Source organism: Nonlabens sp. (assembly GCF_965657255.1).
Taxonomy (GTDB): Bacteria; Bacteroidota; Bacteroidia; order Flavobacteriales; family Flavobacteriaceae; genus Nonlabens.
Genome location: NZ_CBFHNM010000014.1, coordinates 18,831 through 39,071, shown reverse-complemented (window position 1 = coordinate 39,071; position 20,241 = coordinate 18,831). Strand labels below are relative to the sequence as shown.

The following is a 20,241-nucleotide window of genomic DNA, read 5'->3' as shown; positions in this document are numbered from 1 at the left end:
TATGACAGTAAAAATGACATCGTGTCACTATGATTGTCATGGCACAAACATTGACTTATGCAGAACGTAAGTAAATTGAATAAAAATTAAAATACATTTATAATGAGTAAAATAATCGGAATAGACTTAGGTACAACAAACAGCTGTGTTTCTGTAATGGAAGGAAGCGAGCCTGTAGTAATTCCTAATGCTGAAGGAAAAAGAACTACTCCATCTGTAATCGCTTTTGTTGAAGGTGGTGAGATCAAAGTAGGTGATCCTGCAAAAAGACAAGCGGTTACAAATCCAACAAAAACGGTTGCATCTGTAAAGCGTTTTATGGGTAACAAGTTCAGTGAGGTTTCTAACGAGGCTGGACGTGTTCCTTATAGTGTGGTAAAAGGTGACAACGATACACCACGTGTGGATATTGATGGTCGTTTATATACGCCACAAGAATTAAGTGCAATGATTCTTCAAAAAATGAAGAAAACTGCTGAAGATTATCTAGGACAAGAAGTAACAGGTGCTGTTATTACTGTACCTGCTTACTTTAACGATTCTCAACGTCAGGCTACTAAAGAAGCTGGTGAGATTGCTGGTCTTAAAGTAGAGCGCATCATTAATGAGCCTACTGCTGCGGCACTAGCTTATGGTATGGATAAAAAAGATACCGATCAGAAGATTGTAGTATTTGATTTTGGTGGTGGAACACATGACGTTTCTATCCTAGAATTAGGTGATGGTGTATTTGAAGTTCTTGCAACTGATGGAGATACTCACTTAGGTGGTGATGATGTAGATGAGAAAATCATTGATTGGTTAGCAGACGAATTTAAGAGTGCTGAAGATATAGATCTTAGAAAAGACCCTATGGCTTTACAGCGTCTTAAAGAAGCGGCTGAAAAAGCAAAAATCGAGCTTTCTTCAAGTGCACAAACTGAAATCAACTTGCCTTATGTAACAGCAACGGCTTCAGGACCTAAGCACCTTGTAAAAACGCTTACAAAATCTGCTTTTGAAAAATTAATCTCAGACCTTGTAAAGAGAACTATCGAGCCATGTCAGACAGCATTGAAAAACGCTGGACTTTCTACAGGTGATATCGATGAAATCATTTTAGTAGGTGGATCAACTCGTATTCCTGCTGTACAAGAAGCAGTGGAGAAATTCTTTGGAAAAACTCCATCAAAAGGTGTAAACCCTGATGAAGTTGTGGCAATCGGTGCTGCGATCCAAGGTGGTGTTCTTACAGGTGATGTAAAAGATGTTCTTTTATTAGATGTAACGCCACTTTCTTTAGGAATTGAAACTATGGGTGGTGTGATGACTAAATTAATTGAGTCTAACACAACCATCCCTACTAAAAAGTCTCAAGTATTCTCTACGGCTGCAGATAATCAACCAAGTGTTGAGATTCACGTAATCCAAGGAGAACGCTCTATGGCTGCAGATAACAAAACTATCGGTAGATTCCATTTATCTGACATTCCACCAGCAAGAAGAGGTACTCCACAAATTGAAGTAACTTTTGATATCGATGCTAACGGGATTATCAAGGTAAGTGCTGAAGATAAAGCAACTGGAAAGAAACAAGATATCCGTATCGAGGCTTCTTCTGGTTTATCTGAAGAAGAAATCGAGAAAATGAAAGCTGATGCAGCTGCAAATGCTGAGTCTGATAAGAAAGCTAAAGAAACAGCTGATAAGTTAAATGCTGCTGATCAAATGATTTTCCAAACGGAAACTCAACTAGAAGAATTTGGTGACAAATTACCAGCAGATAAGAAAGCTCCTATTGAAGAAGCGCTTAACGAATTAAAAGCTGCTTTTGAAACTAAAGAACTTTCTGCAATTGATCCAGCATTAGAAAAACTGAATAAAGTTTGGACTGGTGTAACAGAAGAAATGGCAAAAGCACAACAAGAAGGTGGACAACCTGCAGGTGATGCTGGCGCTGGACAAGCTGCTGACGACACAAGCGATGTAGAAGATGTAGACTTTGAAGAAGTGAAGTAAGCAGGACATTAGTTTTGCTTATCCCAAACAAGCGCTAGCGCAGACTTGGGATCTCTATAAAGTAAGAAAGGCTCTGATTTATTTCAGAGCCTTTTTTGTTTCCATTTTTTTTTTAATAAACACAACCTTTTTTTCTAACCCTATAAAGATGAAGGTTATAAATAGATACTGACAAGTTTTAGAACCTTATAAGTTGGACAATAAGGACGTATCGATTGTATATAGAAACTCATAATTAATGAAATCATTGCACTACGCTTTCGCAAAAGCGCAACTTAATAAAATATGAAAACACGATAACATGAATGTTTATTTTAAATGGTTTATAACTATCATAAAACATAAGCAACTGTTTTGATATCCTATTAAAATCAAGCGCTGGTCATGAACTAAAACGGAAGAAATAATTATAAATAATATGTTGATAGATAATACTGATGCTTAATTCTAAATAATAGATTTATACTATATTAAATTTGTCATCAAATATTTAAAAGATGAAAAACATATTACTTTATTCTAGTATTACATTACTAGCGTTAACCGCGCTATTTGGTGGATATTACTATACGTTTCACATGAACAAAATTGGTGAGGCTGCTGCTACAGAAAGTAAAGCAGAATGTCCCCTAGGTTTTGGAAGTACAAAGTCAGGCGGATCCATGACAAAAAGTGAAGGAAAGACTAATCAGCAATGGTGGCCTAATTCTTTAGACTTAAGCGTCCTGCGTCAAAACAGCGACATGTCTAATCCGCTGGGAGAAGAGTTTAATTATAAAGAAGAGTTTGAGAGTCTAGATTATGATGCTCTTAAAAAAGATATTGAATTAGCACTAACAGATTCAAAAGAATGGTGGCCAGCAGATTTTGGCAATTATGGAGGCTTATTTATAAGAATGGCATGGCACAGTGCTGGTACTTATAGAACTGGTGATGGTCGCGGCGGCACACGTGAAGGAAAACAACGTTTTGCACCACAAAACAGCTGGCCTGATAACGCAAACCTAGATAAAGCACGCAGACTATTATGGCCGGTAAAACAAAAATACGGTCAGAAAATCTCTTGGGCAGATTTAATGATTCTAGCAGGAAACGTTTCTTTGGAAACGATGGGCTTTGAAACACTAGGATTTGCTGGTGGTCGTGAAGATACTTGGGAACCACAAAACAATGTATATTGGGGATCTGAAGGTGAAATGTTAGGTGATGAACGTTATAATGAAGATAGAGAATTAGAAATGCCACTTGCTGCAGTACAAATGGGACTGATTTATGTAAATCCAGAAGGACCTAACGGTAATCCAGATCCAGTACTTGCTGCACATGATATACGTCAGACTTTTGGACGTATGGGAATGAATGATGAAGAAACTGTTGCGCTTATCGCTGGTGGACACACATTAGGAAAAACACATGGTGCAGCTAGCGGTGAAAATCTAGGTGCTGCTCCAGAAGGCGCTGCCATTGAGGAGCAAGGAATGGGATGGAAAAGTAGTTATAAAACTGGTAAAGGTCCAGACGCTGTAACTTCTGGTCTAGAAGTAACCTGGACCAACACACCTACACAATGGGGAATTGGTTATTTTAAAAGTTTATTTGAGCACGAGTGGAAACTGACTAAAAGTCCTGGTGGCGCACACCAGTATGAAGCTGTGAATCCAGAAAAAATGTATCCGCACGCGTTTGATAAGAATAAAGAGGTCGCTCCTACTATGTTGGTGACAGATTTATCGATGATCAAAGATCCAGAATACTTAAAAATATCTAAGAGGTTCTATGAAAATCCTAAGGAATTTGATGCCGCTTTTGCGAAAGCGTGGTTCAAACTAACTCACAGAGACATGGGGCCTAGTTCCACGTATTTAGGACCAGAAGTTCCTAAAGAGCAATTTAAATGGCAAGATCCAGTACCAGCGAGAGATTACAACCTAGCAACCGCTTCTGATATCAACACACTGAAAAGGAAAATAGAAGCGTCTGGTTTAACCACTAATGAATTAGTAACTACGGCATGGAATGCTGCTTCTACGTATCGTCATGGTGACCGTCGTGGTGGCGCAAATGGTGCAAGAATCCAATTAGAGCCGCAAGTAAGTTGGGCATCTAATAATCCAGAACAATTGAAAAAAGTGTTACAAGTTTATACAGATATTAAAAAGGGATTTGATACTGGAAGTAAAAAAATATCTATGGCAGATCTTATCGTGTTAGGTGGTAACGTTGCTGTTGAAGAAGCTGCACAAAAAGCTGGCTACACGATTACCGTACCTTTTACAGCCGGAAGAACAGATGCAACACAAGCACAAACAGATGTTGAAGGAATTAATTTATTAGCACCACTAGCCGATGGATTTACAAATTTCCAGCAAAAAGAATACACACTTACACCAGAACAATTGCTAATTGATAAAGCACAACAATTAACCTTAAGTGCGCCAGAAATGACCGTTTTAGTAGGTGGAATGAGAGCGTTAGGTGCTAATTATGATGGATCTAATACTGGAATCATGACAGATAATGCTGGAGTATTATCTAATGATTTCTTTAAAAATCTATTGAGTATGGAGTACAGCTGGAAGCCTATAGAAGGTAACAAGAATCTTTTCAATATCGTAGAACGCAACACCACAAATAAAAAATGGGATGCGACGCGTGTAGATTTAATATTTGGTTCTAACTCTGAATTAAGAGCCATATCAGAAGTTTACGCCAGTGGTGATGCTAAGGAACGTTTTGTAAACGATTTTGTAGCCGCATGGAGTAAGGTGATGCACTTAGATCGTTTTGATTTGATGTAATATTCATAATTTTCAAGCAAGCTTTAAAATCCTCAAATAATTAGTTTGAGGATTTTTTTATTTTTTAAATTTTAAAATAGTTAAGAAAGTATATAGTTATTCTTTACTTGTTCATTACCAATTACATTTAAGTAATAATTCAATTATATCTTAAGTCTAACTGTTATAGAATAAATGAGAGGTATATTTATAGTCGACAACAGAATTATAAAATAAATATGATTTACAAATCAATTTGTTTTAGAGAAAATAGAATATTTTTAATTTAATAGCAAAAGGTTAATTTTAATGTCAAGCCATACATTTATAACGGAACATTGTGACCTATGTGATCATAAAATCACAGATTTTAAAACTGGAATCCGTTGTGGATTGACGTACCAAAAACCTCAATTTTATAAAACTTGCTCTAAAATATCTTTAAAGAAAGTATTAGAATTAAGAATAAAGGATATTCATTTAGAGTTAGATCAATACCGGCGATCTAGATTCAAAACCTATTACCATTTTATATTTTACATAGGCGTTGGTTTATTACTAATTGCAACTGGTTGTGGTCTCGGTTTTCATATAAACGATTTTGAGAAAAGTTCGCATGTATTAATTCTACCGTTACTACTTACTCTTTCTTGCATTCCTTTTTTTGGAATCTCTATCAAGACATTAAATAAATATAAACAAGCGACTGCCGCAGCTAGGAACAAACAACAACAACTAGACAAAATCCTCAACCTTTATGGTATTACTTATGATATAAAGATTTCATATTCTGACGAATTTCATGGAACTCAAGAAGTATTCTTAGAATTAGATATTAAACGTCATTAAGTAAACTAGAAACTTTTTTAACTCAATACCTAAAATGCAAAAACTCACCACTACCCTAATTCTATTGTTCTTCTTTCAATTTGCTGTTTCACAAAATGAAACGGTTGATAAAATGAAAGCGCAAGTGTCTGAAATGATTGATCAAATAAGTGATAGAGATACGTTTACACTTACTATTTTTAAAGATAATATGGTTCCCATAGAACTGCTGAGAAAATCTGCAGATGCTCTAGAATTAGGAATGTCAGAAGAAAATAAAGCCATCGTTAAGTCTATAAAAAGAGCTGATTACAATAAATTATTGAAAGAAGATCACGATGCAATAATGGCCGAGGCAAATAAGCATAACATCAACTGGAAAAAAATTAAATTTGTAGACTTACTGTACAAATCAAAAGGTCTTTTTAAATTAAGTCAGCCAGGTTTTGAATGTTTATTGATATTTAAAGATAAAACTCAAAAAGATATACTCTTTACACTAAGAGTAGACTTCATTATGTTAGGAACAGATCCTTACATTCTTGAGATGGACGATTTAAAAAAACAATTAAAATAGAAGACATATTTGATTTCTTCAAAATTATCAAAGAATAAAAATAGCATGCAAGATTTAAAAAATAAAAAAGCCATCATAACCGGTGGTAGCCGTGGATTAGGAAAAGCTACTGCAATAGCATTTGCCAAAGAAGGAATAGATGTTGCCGTCACCGGTAGAAATGAAAAAGCATTACAAACAACGGTAAAAGAGTTACAAGAAATAGGTGTTAAAGCTACCTATGCCGTATTTGACATCGGTAATTATGATGAAGTGCAACAACATATCAAAACATTAGTTACCGATTTAGGTGGTGTAGATATTCTAGTAAACAACGCTGGTATGGCAGCATTTGGAACCTTAAATGAAATGCCAGTAGAGCAATGGAGTCAGATCATACAAACTAACGTTATGGGAATGTATTATGTCACTAAAGAAGTGCTACCCTATTTGATAGAACAAAATCATGGTGAGATTATTAACGTCTCGTCTACCGCTGGATTAAGTGGTAATGCGAGTACATCGGCGTACTCTGCATCAAAATTTGCCGTTATTGGTATGTCAGAATCCTTGATGAAAGAAGTACGCAAAAACAATATTAGGGTTTGCACACTAACACCTAGTACCATAGCAACAGATATGGCAGTAGATCTAGGAATTGCTGACAAAGAATCTGAAGACAGTGTTTTACAACCAGAAGACTTTGCACAGTTAATTGTTGCAGGATTAAAACTACCTAAAAGAGCCATGTTAAAAAGTGCTGCTTTATGGTCTACAAATCCTTAAAACGTGAATTGTAATATAGCGCGCCAAGTTCTTAATACTGTTTTTTTAAAACTCATTCCACTTGAGATGTAATGAACTAATAAGTGATCATGATTTAGTTATATATTTTATAAGGTTCTCGCTTTCGCGAAAGCGGAAACAATCAACTTAAAATAGAAATCACCAATCCATTAAATTTAAGATAAGTGATTTGCCGGCAAAACGGATAACCCTAACTTTGTAAAAAAAAGGAATGCAAAAGATACAACTAGCTACAGACTTAGAATTTTCAAGAATCGTATTGGGAATGTGGCGTTTGTTAGATTGGGAGAAAACAGATCAAGAATTACTTTCTTTCATCAAAGAATCTATCGAATCTGGCGTCACCACTTTTGATCATGCAGATATTTATGGAAACCATGAATGTGAGGCTGTCTTTGGAAAGGTGATGAAAAATCAATCTGCGTTGCGCGATCAAATGCAGCTGGTTTCTAAATGTGGTATCAAACTAACCACAGATAAGTTTCCTGATAGAGAGGTAAAATATTATGATTACAGCGCCTCCTATATTATTTCTCAGGCAGAGGAATCGCTTAAAAATTTAGAAACAGATTACCTAGACGTTTTGTTACTTCATAGACCATCGCCTTTTTTTAATCCAGAAGAAGTGGCAAAAGCTTTTGATCGTTTAAAGTCTAGCGGTAAAGTAAATCATTTTGGCGTTTCTAACTTCCTTCCTTTGCAATTAGAGTCATTACAGACCTATGTAAATGAGCCGTTAGTGACTAATCAAATTGAAATATCACCATACAGTTTAGAGCATTTTGAGAACCAAAACCTAGATTACCTTATCAGTAAAAAAATAGTTCCTATGGCCTGGTCACCTCTTGCTGGTGGCGAGTTACTACATCCTAAAACTGATAAAGGAACTAGAGCTTTAAAAGCTATCAAAAAAGTAGCACAAGAAATAGGGGAATCACAACTGGATAAAGTCATTTACCAGTGGTTATTGATGCATCCATCTCAAATTATTCCTATTCTAGGAACTGGAAAAATAGAACGTATCAAAACGGCTGTTGCCTCACTAGATATCAAAATGTCTTTGGAACAATGGTTTCAAATTTACATTGCGGCTTTAGGTAAGGAATTGCCTTAATGAATTATTAATAATTCCGCTTTCGCGAAAGCGAGATCCCAACAAACTAAATCCCCAGATCGTACCTTTGAAATATAAATAAAACACGTGGCTAGAAGAGTACCTGCATCCATAAAAGAACAAAGCAAAAAAGGAAAAACGTTTTCCTTTAGTGCATTAAAAACCTTACCTAGATTTTTCAAAGAAATCTGGCGCGTAAGTCCTAAACTCTTTGTGACCAACTTTACAGCGAGATTACTTACCGCTATTAGTCCGGTGGTTTTATTATGGGTAGGAAAATTAATTATTGATGAAGTAATTTTACAAATATCTTTAGAAGAACAGGATTTATCGCAACTATGGAAGTACGTTGCCATAGAATTAAGTGTCGCTGTTATTGCAGATTTATTAAATAGATTGATCAACCTTACCGATGGTTTAATAGGTGATTTATATTCTAATGCTTCATCTGAGAAAATTATTAGAAAAACAAATGAGCTGACTTTAGAACAGTTAGAAGATCCTGATTTTTACGACAAATTAGAACGTGCTAGACAACAAACTAGTGGTCGTGTAGGATTGATGAGTGCTTCTTTGAGTCAGGTACAAAGTATCATTTCTATAGCTTCTTTGATTGCAGGTTTGATTTATTTTGAACCCTTGCTTATCATACTTTTAGTTTTAAGCATTATTCCTTCTTTTATAAATGAGGCAAAATACAGCACGCACCGCTATTCTGTAGCACGCAGCTGGACAGCCGAACGTCGAGAATTAGACTATTTACGGTTTATAGGTGCTAATAATCAAACGGCAAAAGAAGTAAAGCTTTTTGGACTGACCGATTACATTGCTGCTAGATTTAAAAAGCTATCGGGCAATTATTATGAGATCAATAAAAAGCTATCTATCAAACAAAGTATTTATGGTTCGTTATTTAATGTTTTGGGAATACTTTCTTATTACGGTGCTTATATCTTTATCATTTTTAAGGTAATTACTGGTGTTTTAACCATCGGTGAATTGACTTTTCTTTCTGGATCATTTAATAGGTTAAGAAATAACCTTCAAAGCTTTTTCTCTAGGTTCACTTCTATTTCAGAAAGCTCACTTTACTTAAGAGATTATTTTGATTTCTTAGATATTGAAGTGACGGATGAAACAACCGCCTACACTCCTATTCCGGCAGAGATAAAAGATGGTTTTGAGATTAGAGATGTTCATTTTAGTTACAACGGTAGTGATACAGAAGTTTTAAAAGGTATTAGTTTTAAAATTAAAGCTGGTGAAAAAATAGCTTTCGTAGGTCAAAACGGTGCTGGAAAAACCACTTTGATCAAATTGATATTAAGATTCTATGAACCTACAAAAGGAGAAATACTTCTAGATGGTATCAATATATCTCAATTTAATAAACAAGAATATAGAAAACGTTTCGGTGTGATTTTTCAAGACTTCTTCAAATATGAATTTAGCTTAAGAGAGAATATCGCGGTAGGAAATATAGACGAGATTGCAAATGATCCTATGATTAATGATGCTGCACAACGCAGTCTAGCAGATCAAGTGGTTGCCGTGATGACAGGTGGCATTGATCAACAACTAGGAAGACGTTTTGCAAAAGGCCAAGAATTGAGTGGTGGACAATGGCAAAAAGTAGCTCTTGCCCGTGCTTATATGAAAGATGCAGATGTTATTGTGCTTGATGAGCCTACCAGCGCACTAGATGCACAAGCTGAATACGACGTTTTTGAACGTTTTATAGGACTTACTAAAGGAAAAACCAGTATTATTATTTCTCATCGATTCTCTACCGTTAGAATGGCAGATCGTATTCTTGTTCTAGAAGATGGAATCGTTGCAGAAATAGGCACGCATGAAGAATTAATGGCAGCTCCTCAACTTTATGAGCAATTATTTAATTTACAGGCTGCAGGTTATCAATAAAGAATTCAACTTGTTCCAGCTTTTTTTTAGGAAGTTGTTGTTCTAAAAATTATAATTATGAAACAATTATTTTTAATCATTGGATTATTAACTACCGCTTATAGCACCACAGCGCAAAATCTACATCTTTACGGAGGCGATGACTATACGGTGTATTTAGGCTGTTTAGATTGTTCTCGTTTTGATAGTAAATCTATCTGGAATGCTTTTGGTGATTATGGCAGCAGCTTTAGTAATACCTCAATATGGAATGATTTGAATAACTATGGAGATGCAAACAATCCATTTTCACCATGGAATACCGTTTCTAACAAAGCACCAAAAATTATGGATGATGCTGGTAAATTTCAAGGTTATTTAAGTGCTAATTTATCTTTAAAAGGTCGCGCTACTTCAAGGCTAGCAGGTGAATTAGTGAAAAAATATGAAGAAATACCAACCGATTTAGGAAAATGGTACAAGAAATTGATAGTAGATTACAGTAAGTTGTAGTTTTTAATTAAGTTAAAACTTGGTGGCAAACCCTTTGCAACCATCGCTGTCGCTCTTATGCTTTTTTTCCTTCCGCTGTATGGAAATCCTGGACTGGGAAATTATTTTATTCTAGCCAGGTTCAAAGCAAAATCTGAATACAACAGATTAAAACATAAGGGTAAAAAAGCGTTTCCCTTTTTCAAAGGGGAAAATTTAATTCGTCTACGAATTAAATAAGGGGTTTTGCAATACTGGAAAATTTCTACTAAAATTCTTTAATGAAAAAAATCAAAGCAAACACTTGGCGATCATCGCTGTCGCTTCTTTACTTTTTTCTGTTTTCAAAGAGAAATGCTGGTCTGATATTTTGTACTCATCTTAAGAATTATTTAATATCGCTTTAAAAATAATCGATCCATCTGATTTAACAGTTGTTGAAATAGTCTAAATCAAAAAAGCTCGAGAATGATTTCTCGAGCTTTTTTTATGATTTTGAAATTGAGATATTAACTTAATTTCTTTGCATTCTTTACTTTTTGCTTAGTAAGCGCCAGTTCTAACACATTACTCATATCACTTACATAATGAAATGTAAGACCTTTTAAATAATCTGCCTTGATTTCTTCAATGTCTCGACGGTTTTGCTCACAAAGAAGGATTTCTTTAATTCGTGCACGCTTTGCAGCAAGAATTTTTTCTTTGATCCCACCTACAGGCAATACCTTACCTCTAAGTGTAATTTCTCCAGTCATCGCGATACTTTTCTTTACCTTTCTTTGAGTAAACAGAGAAACTAGAGAAGTTAACATCGTTACACCTGCACTAGGTCCGTCCTTAGGTGTTGCGCCTTCTGGAACATGAATATGCACGTTGTAATTATTAAATATAGAACTGTCTATTCCTAATTCATCAGCATTTGATTTGATGTACTCCATTGCGATGGTAGCACTTTCCTTCATTACTTTTCCTAGATTACCAGTAATCGTAAGGTTTCCTTTTCCTTTTGAAAGAATGGATTCTATAAAAAGAATATCGCCTCCTACTCTAGTCCAAGCTAATCCTGTAACTACACCAGCAACCTCGTTATTTTCGTACTTATCACGCTCCATTTTAGGAGCTCCTAGGACGTTGATAACTGTATCATTTGTCACTTTAAGGTCGTATTCTTCTTCCATCGCAATGCTTTTGGCTGCATAACGCACCATTTTTGCGATTTGCTTGTCTAAAGATCTGACACCACTTTCACGTGTGTAACCTTCTACAATTTTCTCTATTTGTGGCTTTCCCACTTTAATATGAGACTTATCCAGACCATGCTCTTTCAGCTGCTTAGGCAGTAAATGTTGTTTACCTATTTCAACCTTTTCCTCAATCGTATAACCGGTTACATTAATAATTTCCATACGATCGCGCAATGCTGGTTGTATAGTGTTTAAGCTATTACTAGTGGCGATAAACATGACTTTACTTAAATCAAATCCCATTTCTAGGAAATTATCATAAAAAGCGTTGTTTTGCTCTGGATCAAGAACCTCTAGCATTGCACTTGATGGATCACCATTATGCGAGCTGCTTAACTTATCGATTTCATCCAGTACAAAAACAGGATTAGAAGTTTTTGCTTTTTTGATGCTTTGTATAATACGTCCTGGCATCGCACCTATATAGGTTTTACGATGTCCACGTATTTCTGCTTCGTCACGCAATCCACCTAGAGAAATACGTACATATTCTCTTCCTAAAGCCTCTGCAACAGATTTACCTAATGAAGTTTTACCAACTCCTGGAGGTCCATAAAGACACAAAATAGGAGATTTCATATCATTACGCAGTTTTAAAACAGCTAGATACTCTATGATACGTTTCTTTACTTCTTCTAGACCGTAATGATCACGATCTAGAATTTTCATCGCACGTTTTAGATCAAAGTTGTCTTTAGAAAACTCGTTCCAAGGCAAATCAAGGATAAGATCTAAATAATTGCGCTGTATGGAGTATTCCGCTACTTGCGGATTCATTCTCTGCATCTTAGAAAGTTCCTTTTCAAAATGCTCCTTTACCTTATCGTCCCATTTCTTCTTTTTTGCACGCTGGCGCATTTCGTCCAGTTCTTGATGAGAAGAAACGCCGCCTAATTCATCCTGAATAGTTTTCATTTGCTGGTGCAAGAAATACTCACGTTGTTGCTTATTGATATCTGTCTGTACTTTAGACTGAATATCATTCTTAAGCTCCAGTTTCTGACGCTCTATATTCATAAAGCGCAAGGTTTCTAATGCTCTTTCTTTCAAGTCATTGATTTCAAGAACTTTTTGCTTCTCCTCTACTTTCAAATTCATGTTTGAAGAAACAAAATTCACAAGGAAAGAATCAGACTCTATATTTTTGATGGCAAAAGAAGCCTCTGTAGGAATGTTAGGACTTTCTTTAATTATTTCTAAAGCTAACTCCTTAATTTTTTCAATGATAGCCTTAAATTCAGGATCATTTTTAATAGGTCTTACATCTGGGGTGTCTTTTGCTACTGCCGTAATGAAAGGTTGCTCTGTAACGATTTCACCCATTTCAAAGCGTTTTTTACCTTGAATGATGACTGTGGTATTTCCATCTGGCATTTTAAATGTCTTCAGGATTTTTGCAACCACACCAGTCTTATGTAAATCTTCGAATGAAGGTTCTTCTACCTCTTCATTATTTTGTGCAACAACACCTATTGCAATACCTTTTTTATTTGCGTCTTGTAATAATTTTATAGATCTATCACGTCCTGCAGTAATAGGGATTACAACACCTGGAAATAAAACCATATTGCGCAATGGTAATATAGGCAAGGTTTCAGGCACACTTTCGTTATTCATTTCTTCCTCGTCTTCACTGCTCAAAAGAGGAATAAATTCCGCGTCTTGATCAAATTCTTGAAGTGACAAGTTGTCTATTGAAAATTTCTTTGGTTTAAACATATCTTTTTCAGTCGCCACAATGTCATATAGACGGATGGCATTAATTTTTTAATTTTATTTTTTGAACGAGCTTGATAAGTGTATCACTTTCGCGAAAGCGGAATTTAAACAATCAACATATTACATATCAACACGTTAAACAACCTACTAACTCGTCAACTAGAAGGTTTTTACACCTGCTAACAAATACTATTTATATAAAAATTCAAATTCCTTGCCATTAAGTGTAACATGATGGAATTAATTGCATCTTTAAAGCGTAACACTAACCAAGTGACCTTAACCATAACCGAAATAGAACTTTATAACCTCTGTGAAAGAGGTGATCGCAAGGCACAAATGCGCGTCTATGATCAATATGCAATAGGTATGTACCATGTTGCATTAAGAATCGTAAAAGACACAACACAAGCCGAAGATATTATGCAAGAAAGTATGATCACCGCGTTTGCTAAAATGAAGCAATGGAACCGAGAAGCAACATTCGGCAGTTGGTTAAAAAGAATAGTTGTCAATAATAGCCTGACACATTTAAAGAAAGAAAAGAGAATGCCTAAAGTTGCTTATGATGATGTTGCTTATGAAATGGAGAATCAAGTAGATGAGCAAATTGATATGGAGGCAGCTGGAATGACAGCAAAAAAAGTACTTCAAGTAATGAACCTTCTTAAAGATAATTACAGACAGGTTTTAACATTGAGCTTAATTGAAGGTATGGATAATGAAGAAATAAGCCAGATTATGGGAATTTCTAACGCGATGTGTAGAACGACCATTTCTAGGGCAAAAGAGAGTTTGAGAAATAAAATGCAACTGATATGAAAAAGCACATGAAAGATTGGTTTGCAGAACAAGATTTTAATACAGAATCATTGCCTAGTGGCCATAGAAGTAGGTTTTTAGAAAAGTTAAATGCTGCTGGTGAAGAAGATGTAAGTATCATAGATAAACATGATCTTGATAGAACAGATGAAGATAAAAAGGTCATTTCTATGAACTCTTGGTTGAAATGGTCGCTAGTGGCCGGACTGGCACTTTTAATAGGCATTGCTGGATTTAATTTCACTATCAAAACCACTATGAATGATGGTCTTTCTAGTGTCTCACCAGAAATGGCGCAGGCTCAAGATTTCTTTACTAATACGATCCATCTAGAATTAGAAAAATTAAATAAAGAACAATCACCAGATACAGAACGTATTATAATTGATGCAAAAAATGCGTTGAATAAGCTAGAAGCAGATTACAAGTCGATCAAGGCAGACTTTAAAATAAATAATGATAGTAAAGCAGTGATCGCTGCAATGATTCAAAATTTTCAAAATAGAATCGATTTATTAGAAACTGCTTTAGAGCAAATTGAACAACTGAAGAATTTTAAAGAACAAGACAATGAAACAATTATATAAATTTAGCATATTGCTGTTTTTACTACCAGCACTAATTGCCGCAGGTCCTGGTTATGGAAAATATACCAAGTCTAAAAAACTCAATAAATCTTTTACGGTAAACAAAAACTGTATGGTGGATATACAGAACGAATTTGGTAATGTGACCATAACCACATGGGATCAGCCTACCGTATCTATAGATGTTACCGTGGAAGTAAGTGGCAATAATGAAGAGCGTGTGGATCGCCAGTTACGAGAGATAGACGTAGATTTTAATGCTTCAGCTTCTAAAGTAAGTGCTAGAACTGATGCTGAACAAAAATCTTCTAGTAACGGTAGTTTATGGAACACATTATTTAATAGTGATTCTAGTAATAATTCTAATATGAAGATCAATTATATCGTTAAGATGCCTATTACGGCTACATTAGACATCACTAACGATTATGGAACAATAGTACTAGATCGATTAGAAGGAAATGCAAAAATCAGATGTGATTTTGGCAGATTAGATATTGGTCAACTTTTGGGCAATAATAATGAGCTGAGATTTGATTACACTAATAATTCACATATTGATTATATGAAATCAGGAACTATTAGAGCAGATTTCAGCAGTTTTGAATTATATGGATCAGAAAAAGTAGATTACAAAGGCGATTATACTAAAGCAAAATTTGAAGATGTAAAAAAATTAGATTTTAATGGAGATTTTTCTACTATACAGGTAGATGCTGTAATAAAAATAATAGGACGTGGTGATTACTCTACTATTAAGATAGGGACTATTCAAAAAAGTGTTGATTTGAATACAGATTTTGGTTCCATTCATATTAATGAATTAAGTGCTGATATACTGACAGCTGCAATTAAATCAGAATATACAGGTATAAAAGTAGGATTCCACCCTAATGCTTCTTTTAAATTTGACATTGATACAGAATTTGCAAGTATTAAACTATCTGATGATCTTACGATTACTCGATCAGAAAATGATACCACAGATAAGCAACGTTCTGGATATTACGGCAATAAAGATGCGCTTACTACCATTAACATTAGATCTAGTTTTGGCGGTGTAAGTCTTAAGAGAAACTAATTTATTTTCAATCAACAACTAACTATTAAAATCAAAAATATGAAGAATACAATCGTACTTCTAGTTATACTACTAGGCTTTAACAATGTTAATGCGCAATGGTGGAAAAGCAATAAACGCGTGAAAGGCAATGGAGAAGTGATCTCAAAAACTTTTAACACGAGTGATTATGATAAAATATCCGGTAGTAATAGTATTGATATTACATTGGTTAAAGGAAAAGAAGGAACTATAACTGTCCAGGCAGAGTCTAATATTATGGAACATCTAGAAATAGAAGTTAACGGTAATAAATTAGAAATAGGAATTGAAGATGGATATAATATCAATACGCGAAAGGGAATTAAAGTAAGGGTTCCAGTGGAAAAAATATTTAGTTTGAGTATGGCAGGAAGTGGTGATATAAAAAGTAATATGACTTTAAAATCTAGGGATATGCAAATTTCTGTTGCAGGAAGTGGCGATATAGCAGTCGCTGTAGAATCTGAAAAGCTTGATGTAAGCATTGCAGGAAGTGGAGATGTAAAAATAAGTGGTCGTACAGAATATCTAGATGCAAGCGTTGCAGGAAGTGGTGGGATCAGTGGTTTTGATCTAAAAGCAAATCATGTAGATGCCTCCATCGCAGGAAGTGGCGACGTATCTGTTTACTGTACCGGTGGAAAATTGAAAGCCTCTATCGTAGGTTCCGGAGATTTACGATATAAAGGTACTACTAGTGAAGTAAAGAAAAACATCATGGGTAGTGGGGAAATCACAAAAATGTAAAGAATAATATCAAAAGTTTGATGAAAAATAAAATTCCTAAATCAATAAGTTAATTTGGGAATTTTTATTCTTTTACAATTACAAAAGGTTATTTTGGTAGTATCTCATTAACTGTATAAGTAGTTAAAAAAGGCTTAGGTGATGACCCAAGCCTTTTTTATTTTAAATTTCACACAGATATGAACCAATAAGGTTTATTCAAGGACGATTTTTTTTAAACAGTTCAAAACGGGAGATGAACTCACTGATTTCTTAAAGCAACTTCAAAAGCGAGGTATTGAAAAAATGCTAAAAGGCTAGCTTGATGCTCACTTAGACTATTTAAACACATGAAACAAAGTCCAACTTACAATAAACGTAAAGGATACGGCACTAAAAAGGTGAGGACTATCTTTGGTGAGTCAGAGATTAAAGTTTCCAGAGATCGTGATGCCTCATTTAACCCCATATTTGTTGCCTAGCAGAAGAGACCTTTGGAGCCGGTATATCTAGTTGGTATGAAAGCTATTGTATTGTCTTTAAGGTGCAACTCTAAAGTGATTCATAAAATCGTTTACACAGCTGTAGGGTTTTGTAGGAATGGTAAAAGTGAATGTGCTTACTAATATGAAAGCTTTTTACTGAGATATGAAGCAGATTTATAACGCGCCTACAAAACAAGCCGCAAAAGCTGCTCTAAAAGACTTTGCAGATAAATGGGAAGACAAGTACTCTTACGCTGTCAAAAGATGCTATGACAACTGGAAAGACCTTACCGTTTTCTTTGAGTTCCCTTAAGAAATCAGAAAATACAGCAAAAACAAATTATCCTTTCCAACAGATGATGCCGTTATGAAATCTATATAATGGGCAGTAAGGGAAGCGACTAAAAAATGGTCTATGCCCATCAAAAACTCGAGTATTGTACTCTATCAGTTGCTAACCATTTATAAAGAAAGGGGCTAATTATAAACTCATTTAAAGTCAAACCCAAGCTGTTTTAACTTACACTGTTTAGGGGATAGTGTCCAAAAAAATCTCAATGAAGCTAGCTTCATTGAGATTTAAATAATAATTTTAATGCTTTACGTATCGGTTATTTAGGACTGGACAACCTCTTTCTTATCGTGGATTCAAGACTACATCTACACGTGCCAAAAGATCTTCATAGTGGTATCTATTTACTTGGTTTGAAGAAGAATTTCTTCTACTAGGCAACGTAGATTGTAGCGTTTTCAACTCTCCTCTAACTAAAGCTCTCAAATCACTTTGATTGATGTTAAAACTGCTACGGCTAGGATCTTCTGTCATTAAATATTCCAGTCTGTCGACATAAGCTCTTTGAAGATTTCTCTTATAAATATCTACTTTACGAGACGTAAAAATACCTTTTCTTACATCTTGCATCATCTCTAATGCACTGTAGTAATTACTACCAACAGTTTCTGAATTGATCAATCTACCGATACGGTCAAAACTTAACAAACTATTTAAATGACGTGTTTGTACCGATCTAAGTACATCAAAATAACCATCTGGATTGATATTCTGAACGATGTTTTTATCGATCAACCAATTAGGAGTATCAAACACATTTTCTTTGATCCATTGTACTGATTCTTTTTGGGTTTTCTTGTCTACAACATTGTAAACAGTTCCAGATTGAGTAGGCTTTTTAAGGTCTTCATTAACGCCACCTACATTGGTTACCACATGACCTACATATCTAGACCATACTCCTAATAACTCACCATATAACTCACCTAGATCTTCATAATTATCAGTTTGTTCTGAGGTCCAATCTGATAAATTCTTTGCAACTATTTTTAAATTCTTCATTCCATACGTACTCGCCTTCACTGGATCATTACCTATAGATTCTGTTTGAGATTGTGGATCAAAACGACTTCTTTGTTGTCCAAACTTATATTTAGGATCGTCAGCTTTTTCCATGATCCAGCTGTTTAAGGTGTTTACTTCAGACTCTGGTGTAGTTGCATTAGGAATTACACGGTAACCCCAATTAGTTGCATAATGGTCGTAAGGACCCATCTGACGTACAAATCTTATATTTTCATCTCCAGGTTGTGCAATGTAATTGTATCGAGCATAATCCATTAAACTAGCTGCGATACCATTTTCTTGAGTAAAATCACCATCTCTATAATCTTCTACATCATAAGCATAACTAGCTGCCATGTTGTGAGGAAACCCTAAGGCATGACCTACTTCATGTGCAATCACCTGACGCATCATCTCTCCTATTTCCTTTTCTTCTGTATCCAGTGTTCTTGCACTAGGATTTGCCGCTCCGGTTTCTAGTAAATATCTATTTCTATAAGATCTTAAATGATTGTGGTACCAGATAATATCACTTTCTATGATTTCTCCACTACGTGGATCGCTTACGGATGGTCCTACCGCATTACGAGTTGTGCTGGCTACATAACGTACCACAGAATAACGTATATCTTCTGGACTAAAATCTGGATCTTCCTCTTTTGAAGGTGCATCTCTCGCTATAATTGCATTTTTAAATCCTGCCGTTTCAAATGGTTTTTGCCAGTCTTCAATTCCTTGTTTGATATATTCTTTTAAGCTTTCAGGAGTTCCTGGATCCAGATAATAAACAATAGGTTTTACCGGTTCTACTAGTTCACCACGAGCATAGGCTTCTGGATCCTTAGGTTCTAACCTCCATCTGCGTATATAGGTTTTCTCGTCTGCTTTTAATGCTTTACTAGAATAATCAATTTGATTAACCGTAAAAAAGCCTACTCTAGAATCAAATAGTCTAGGTGTCATAGGAACCTCTGGCAATAAAATCATGGATTGATTTACTTGCATACTTATAGAACCTACTGATCTATTTGATGGTGGCTCTGCTGCGGTAAATGTAAAATCTTGTTTAACCTCTATGTTTTCTGGAAATGATTTTACAGAATTGATAAAACTTCTATCTCTATCCAGGCTTCTTACTTTATAGGCTCTTCTTAATCCTGGACTTAAACCACTAATTGAAGGAACATCAGAGCTTAGAAATTTTGTTACATCAATAACTACAGCCGTAGAATCCTGACTGAATGCCTTAATGTCAAAGGCATATATGGTAGGTTCGTAGTTATTAACTTTTACAGAGTTATTAATCGCTGCATTTTCATCCAAAGCTACTTCAGAATATGATTTTACTTTAATTAAAATTTTATCTTGAAAACGCTCCCAAGCCACTAATTGCTGGTTAGTTTTACTACCAGCATTCATGTATCCACCACCTAGATTAGAAGGTATTTGCGCAATACGCGTGACCCATAACATATCTTTTTCAAGTAAGTTGTTTGGAATCTCGTAGAAAAAATTATCATCTACTTGATGCGTTTTAAACAATCCTTCATCAGTAATTGCGTCTTTTGTAATTACCTTGTTGTAGCTTTTAAATTTTGACTTTTTTTTGCTTGAGGCTTCTGTTGATTGTTTTTCTTTTTGAGCTACAGCTTTTTGAGTGGTTTTACAACTACCTAGTAACAAGGTTGTAGAAAGTAAAACACTTGCGAAAATGGTTCTTTTCAT

14 protein-coding genes and 1 pseudogene are annotated in these 20,241 nt (G+C 35.1%); 13 read left to right on the top strand and 2 right to left on the bottom strand.

Going from position 1 to position 20,241, the window contains the following annotated elements; genetic code table 11:
- The first annotated feature begins 102 nt into the window (after window positions 1–102).
- From dnaK to ACTF54_RS12780, 8 genes are all read left to right on the top strand, one after another.
- Window positions 103–1,998 carry a molecular chaperone DnaK gene (gene dnaK / locus ACTF54_RS12815; protein ID WP_347197105.1) on the top strand — a complete coding sequence of 632 codons (1,896 nt, stop codon included), beginning with the start codon at window positions 103–105 and terminating at the stop codon, window positions 1,996–1,998.
- Between the two features lie 497 nt (window positions 1,999–2,495).
- Window positions 2,496–4,796, top strand: a complete 2,301-nt coding sequence (gene katG / locus ACTF54_RS12810) for a catalase/peroxidase HPI (protein ID WP_438969527.1) — start codon at window positions 2,496–2,498, stop codon at window positions 4,794–4,796.
- 288 nt (window positions 4,797–5,084) lie between these two features.
- Complete coding sequence (locus tag ACTF54_RS12805; RefSeq protein WP_438969526.1) at window positions 5,085–5,624, top strand: hypothetical protein; 540 nt, start codon at window positions 5,085–5,087, stop codon at window positions 5,622–5,624.
- 34 nt (window positions 5,625–5,658) lie between these two features.
- A complete protein-coding gene (locus tag ACTF54_RS12800) occupies window positions 5,659–6,180 on the top strand; it encodes a hypothetical protein (protein WP_347197108.1) in 522 nt (173 codons plus the stop codon).
- Window positions 6,181–6,225: 45 nt separating this feature from the next.
- Window positions 6,226–6,945, top strand: coding sequence for a 3-ketoacyl-ACP reductase (locus tag ACTF54_RS12795; protein WP_438969525.1), 720 nt, complete (start codon window positions 6,226–6,228; stop codon window positions 6,943–6,945).
- 232 nt (window positions 6,946–7,177) lie between these two features.
- Window positions 7,178–8,080 (top strand): aldo/keto reductase, encoded by a 903-nt coding sequence (locus ACTF54_RS12790; RefSeq protein ID WP_438969524.1) that lies wholly within the window; start codon window positions 7,178–7,180, stop codon window positions 8,078–8,080.
- Between the two features lie 87 nt (window positions 8,081–8,167).
- Window positions 8,168–10,003, top strand: a complete 1,836-nt coding sequence (locus ACTF54_RS12785; protein WP_438969523.1) for an ABC transporter ATP-binding protein — start codon at window positions 8,168–8,170, stop codon at window positions 10,001–10,003.
- Between the two features lie 57 nt (window positions 10,004–10,060).
- Complete coding sequence (locus tag ACTF54_RS12780) at window positions 10,061–10,495, top strand: hypothetical protein (protein ID WP_347197112.1); 435 nt, start codon at window positions 10,061–10,063, stop codon at window positions 10,493–10,495.
- Between the two features lie 488 nt (window positions 10,496–10,983).
- On the opposite strand, the gene lon is transcribed toward ACTF54_RS12780, so the two are convergent.
- Window positions 10,984–13,437: an endopeptidase La gene (gene lon / locus ACTF54_RS12775; RefSeq protein WP_347196818.1), complete on the bottom strand. Its 2,454-nt coding sequence runs from the start codon at window positions 13,435–13,437 to the stop codon at window positions 10,984–10,986.
- Between the two features lie 231 nt (window positions 13,438–13,668).
- Here lon and ACTF54_RS12770 point away from each other — a divergent pair, with 231 nt between their 5' ends.
- The 5 genes and pseudogenes from ACTF54_RS12770 (at window position 13,669) to ACTF54_RS12750 (ending at window position 17,640) form a co-directional block, all read left to right on the top strand.
- On the top strand, window positions 13,669–14,259 hold the full coding sequence (locus tag ACTF54_RS12770; protein ID WP_438969522.1) for an RNA polymerase sigma factor: 591 nt from the start codon (window positions 13,669–13,671) through the stop codon (window positions 14,257–14,259).
- Window positions 14,260–14,267: 8 nt separating this feature from the next.
- On the top strand, window positions 14,268–14,846 hold the full coding sequence (locus ACTF54_RS12765) for a hypothetical protein (protein WP_438969521.1): 579 nt from the start codon (window positions 14,268–14,270) through the stop codon (window positions 14,844–14,846).
- Complete coding sequence (locus tag ACTF54_RS12760; RefSeq protein WP_347196816.1) at window positions 14,830–15,927, top strand: hypothetical protein; 1,098 nt, start codon at window positions 14,830–14,832, stop codon at window positions 15,925–15,927. The genes ACTF54_RS12765 and ACTF54_RS12760 overlap by 17 nt, the downstream gene beginning before the upstream one ends.
- Before the next feature lie 39 nt (window positions 15,928–15,966).
- Entirely contained in the window at window positions 15,967–16,695 is a 729-nt protein-coding gene (locus ACTF54_RS12755) for a head GIN domain-containing protein (protein ID WP_347196817.1), read from the top strand.
- 207 nt (window positions 16,696–16,902) lie between these two features.
- Window positions 16,903–17,640: pseudogene (locus ACTF54_RS12750) on the top strand (transposase).
- A gap of 156 nt (window positions 17,641–17,796) precedes the next feature.
- Here the strand turns inward: ACTF54_RS12750 and ACTF54_RS12745 are convergent.
- Window positions 17,797–20,241, bottom strand: a complete 2,445-nt coding sequence (locus tag ACTF54_RS12745) for a zinc-dependent metalloprotease (protein ID WP_438969520.1) — start codon at window positions 20,239–20,241, stop codon at window positions 17,797–17,799.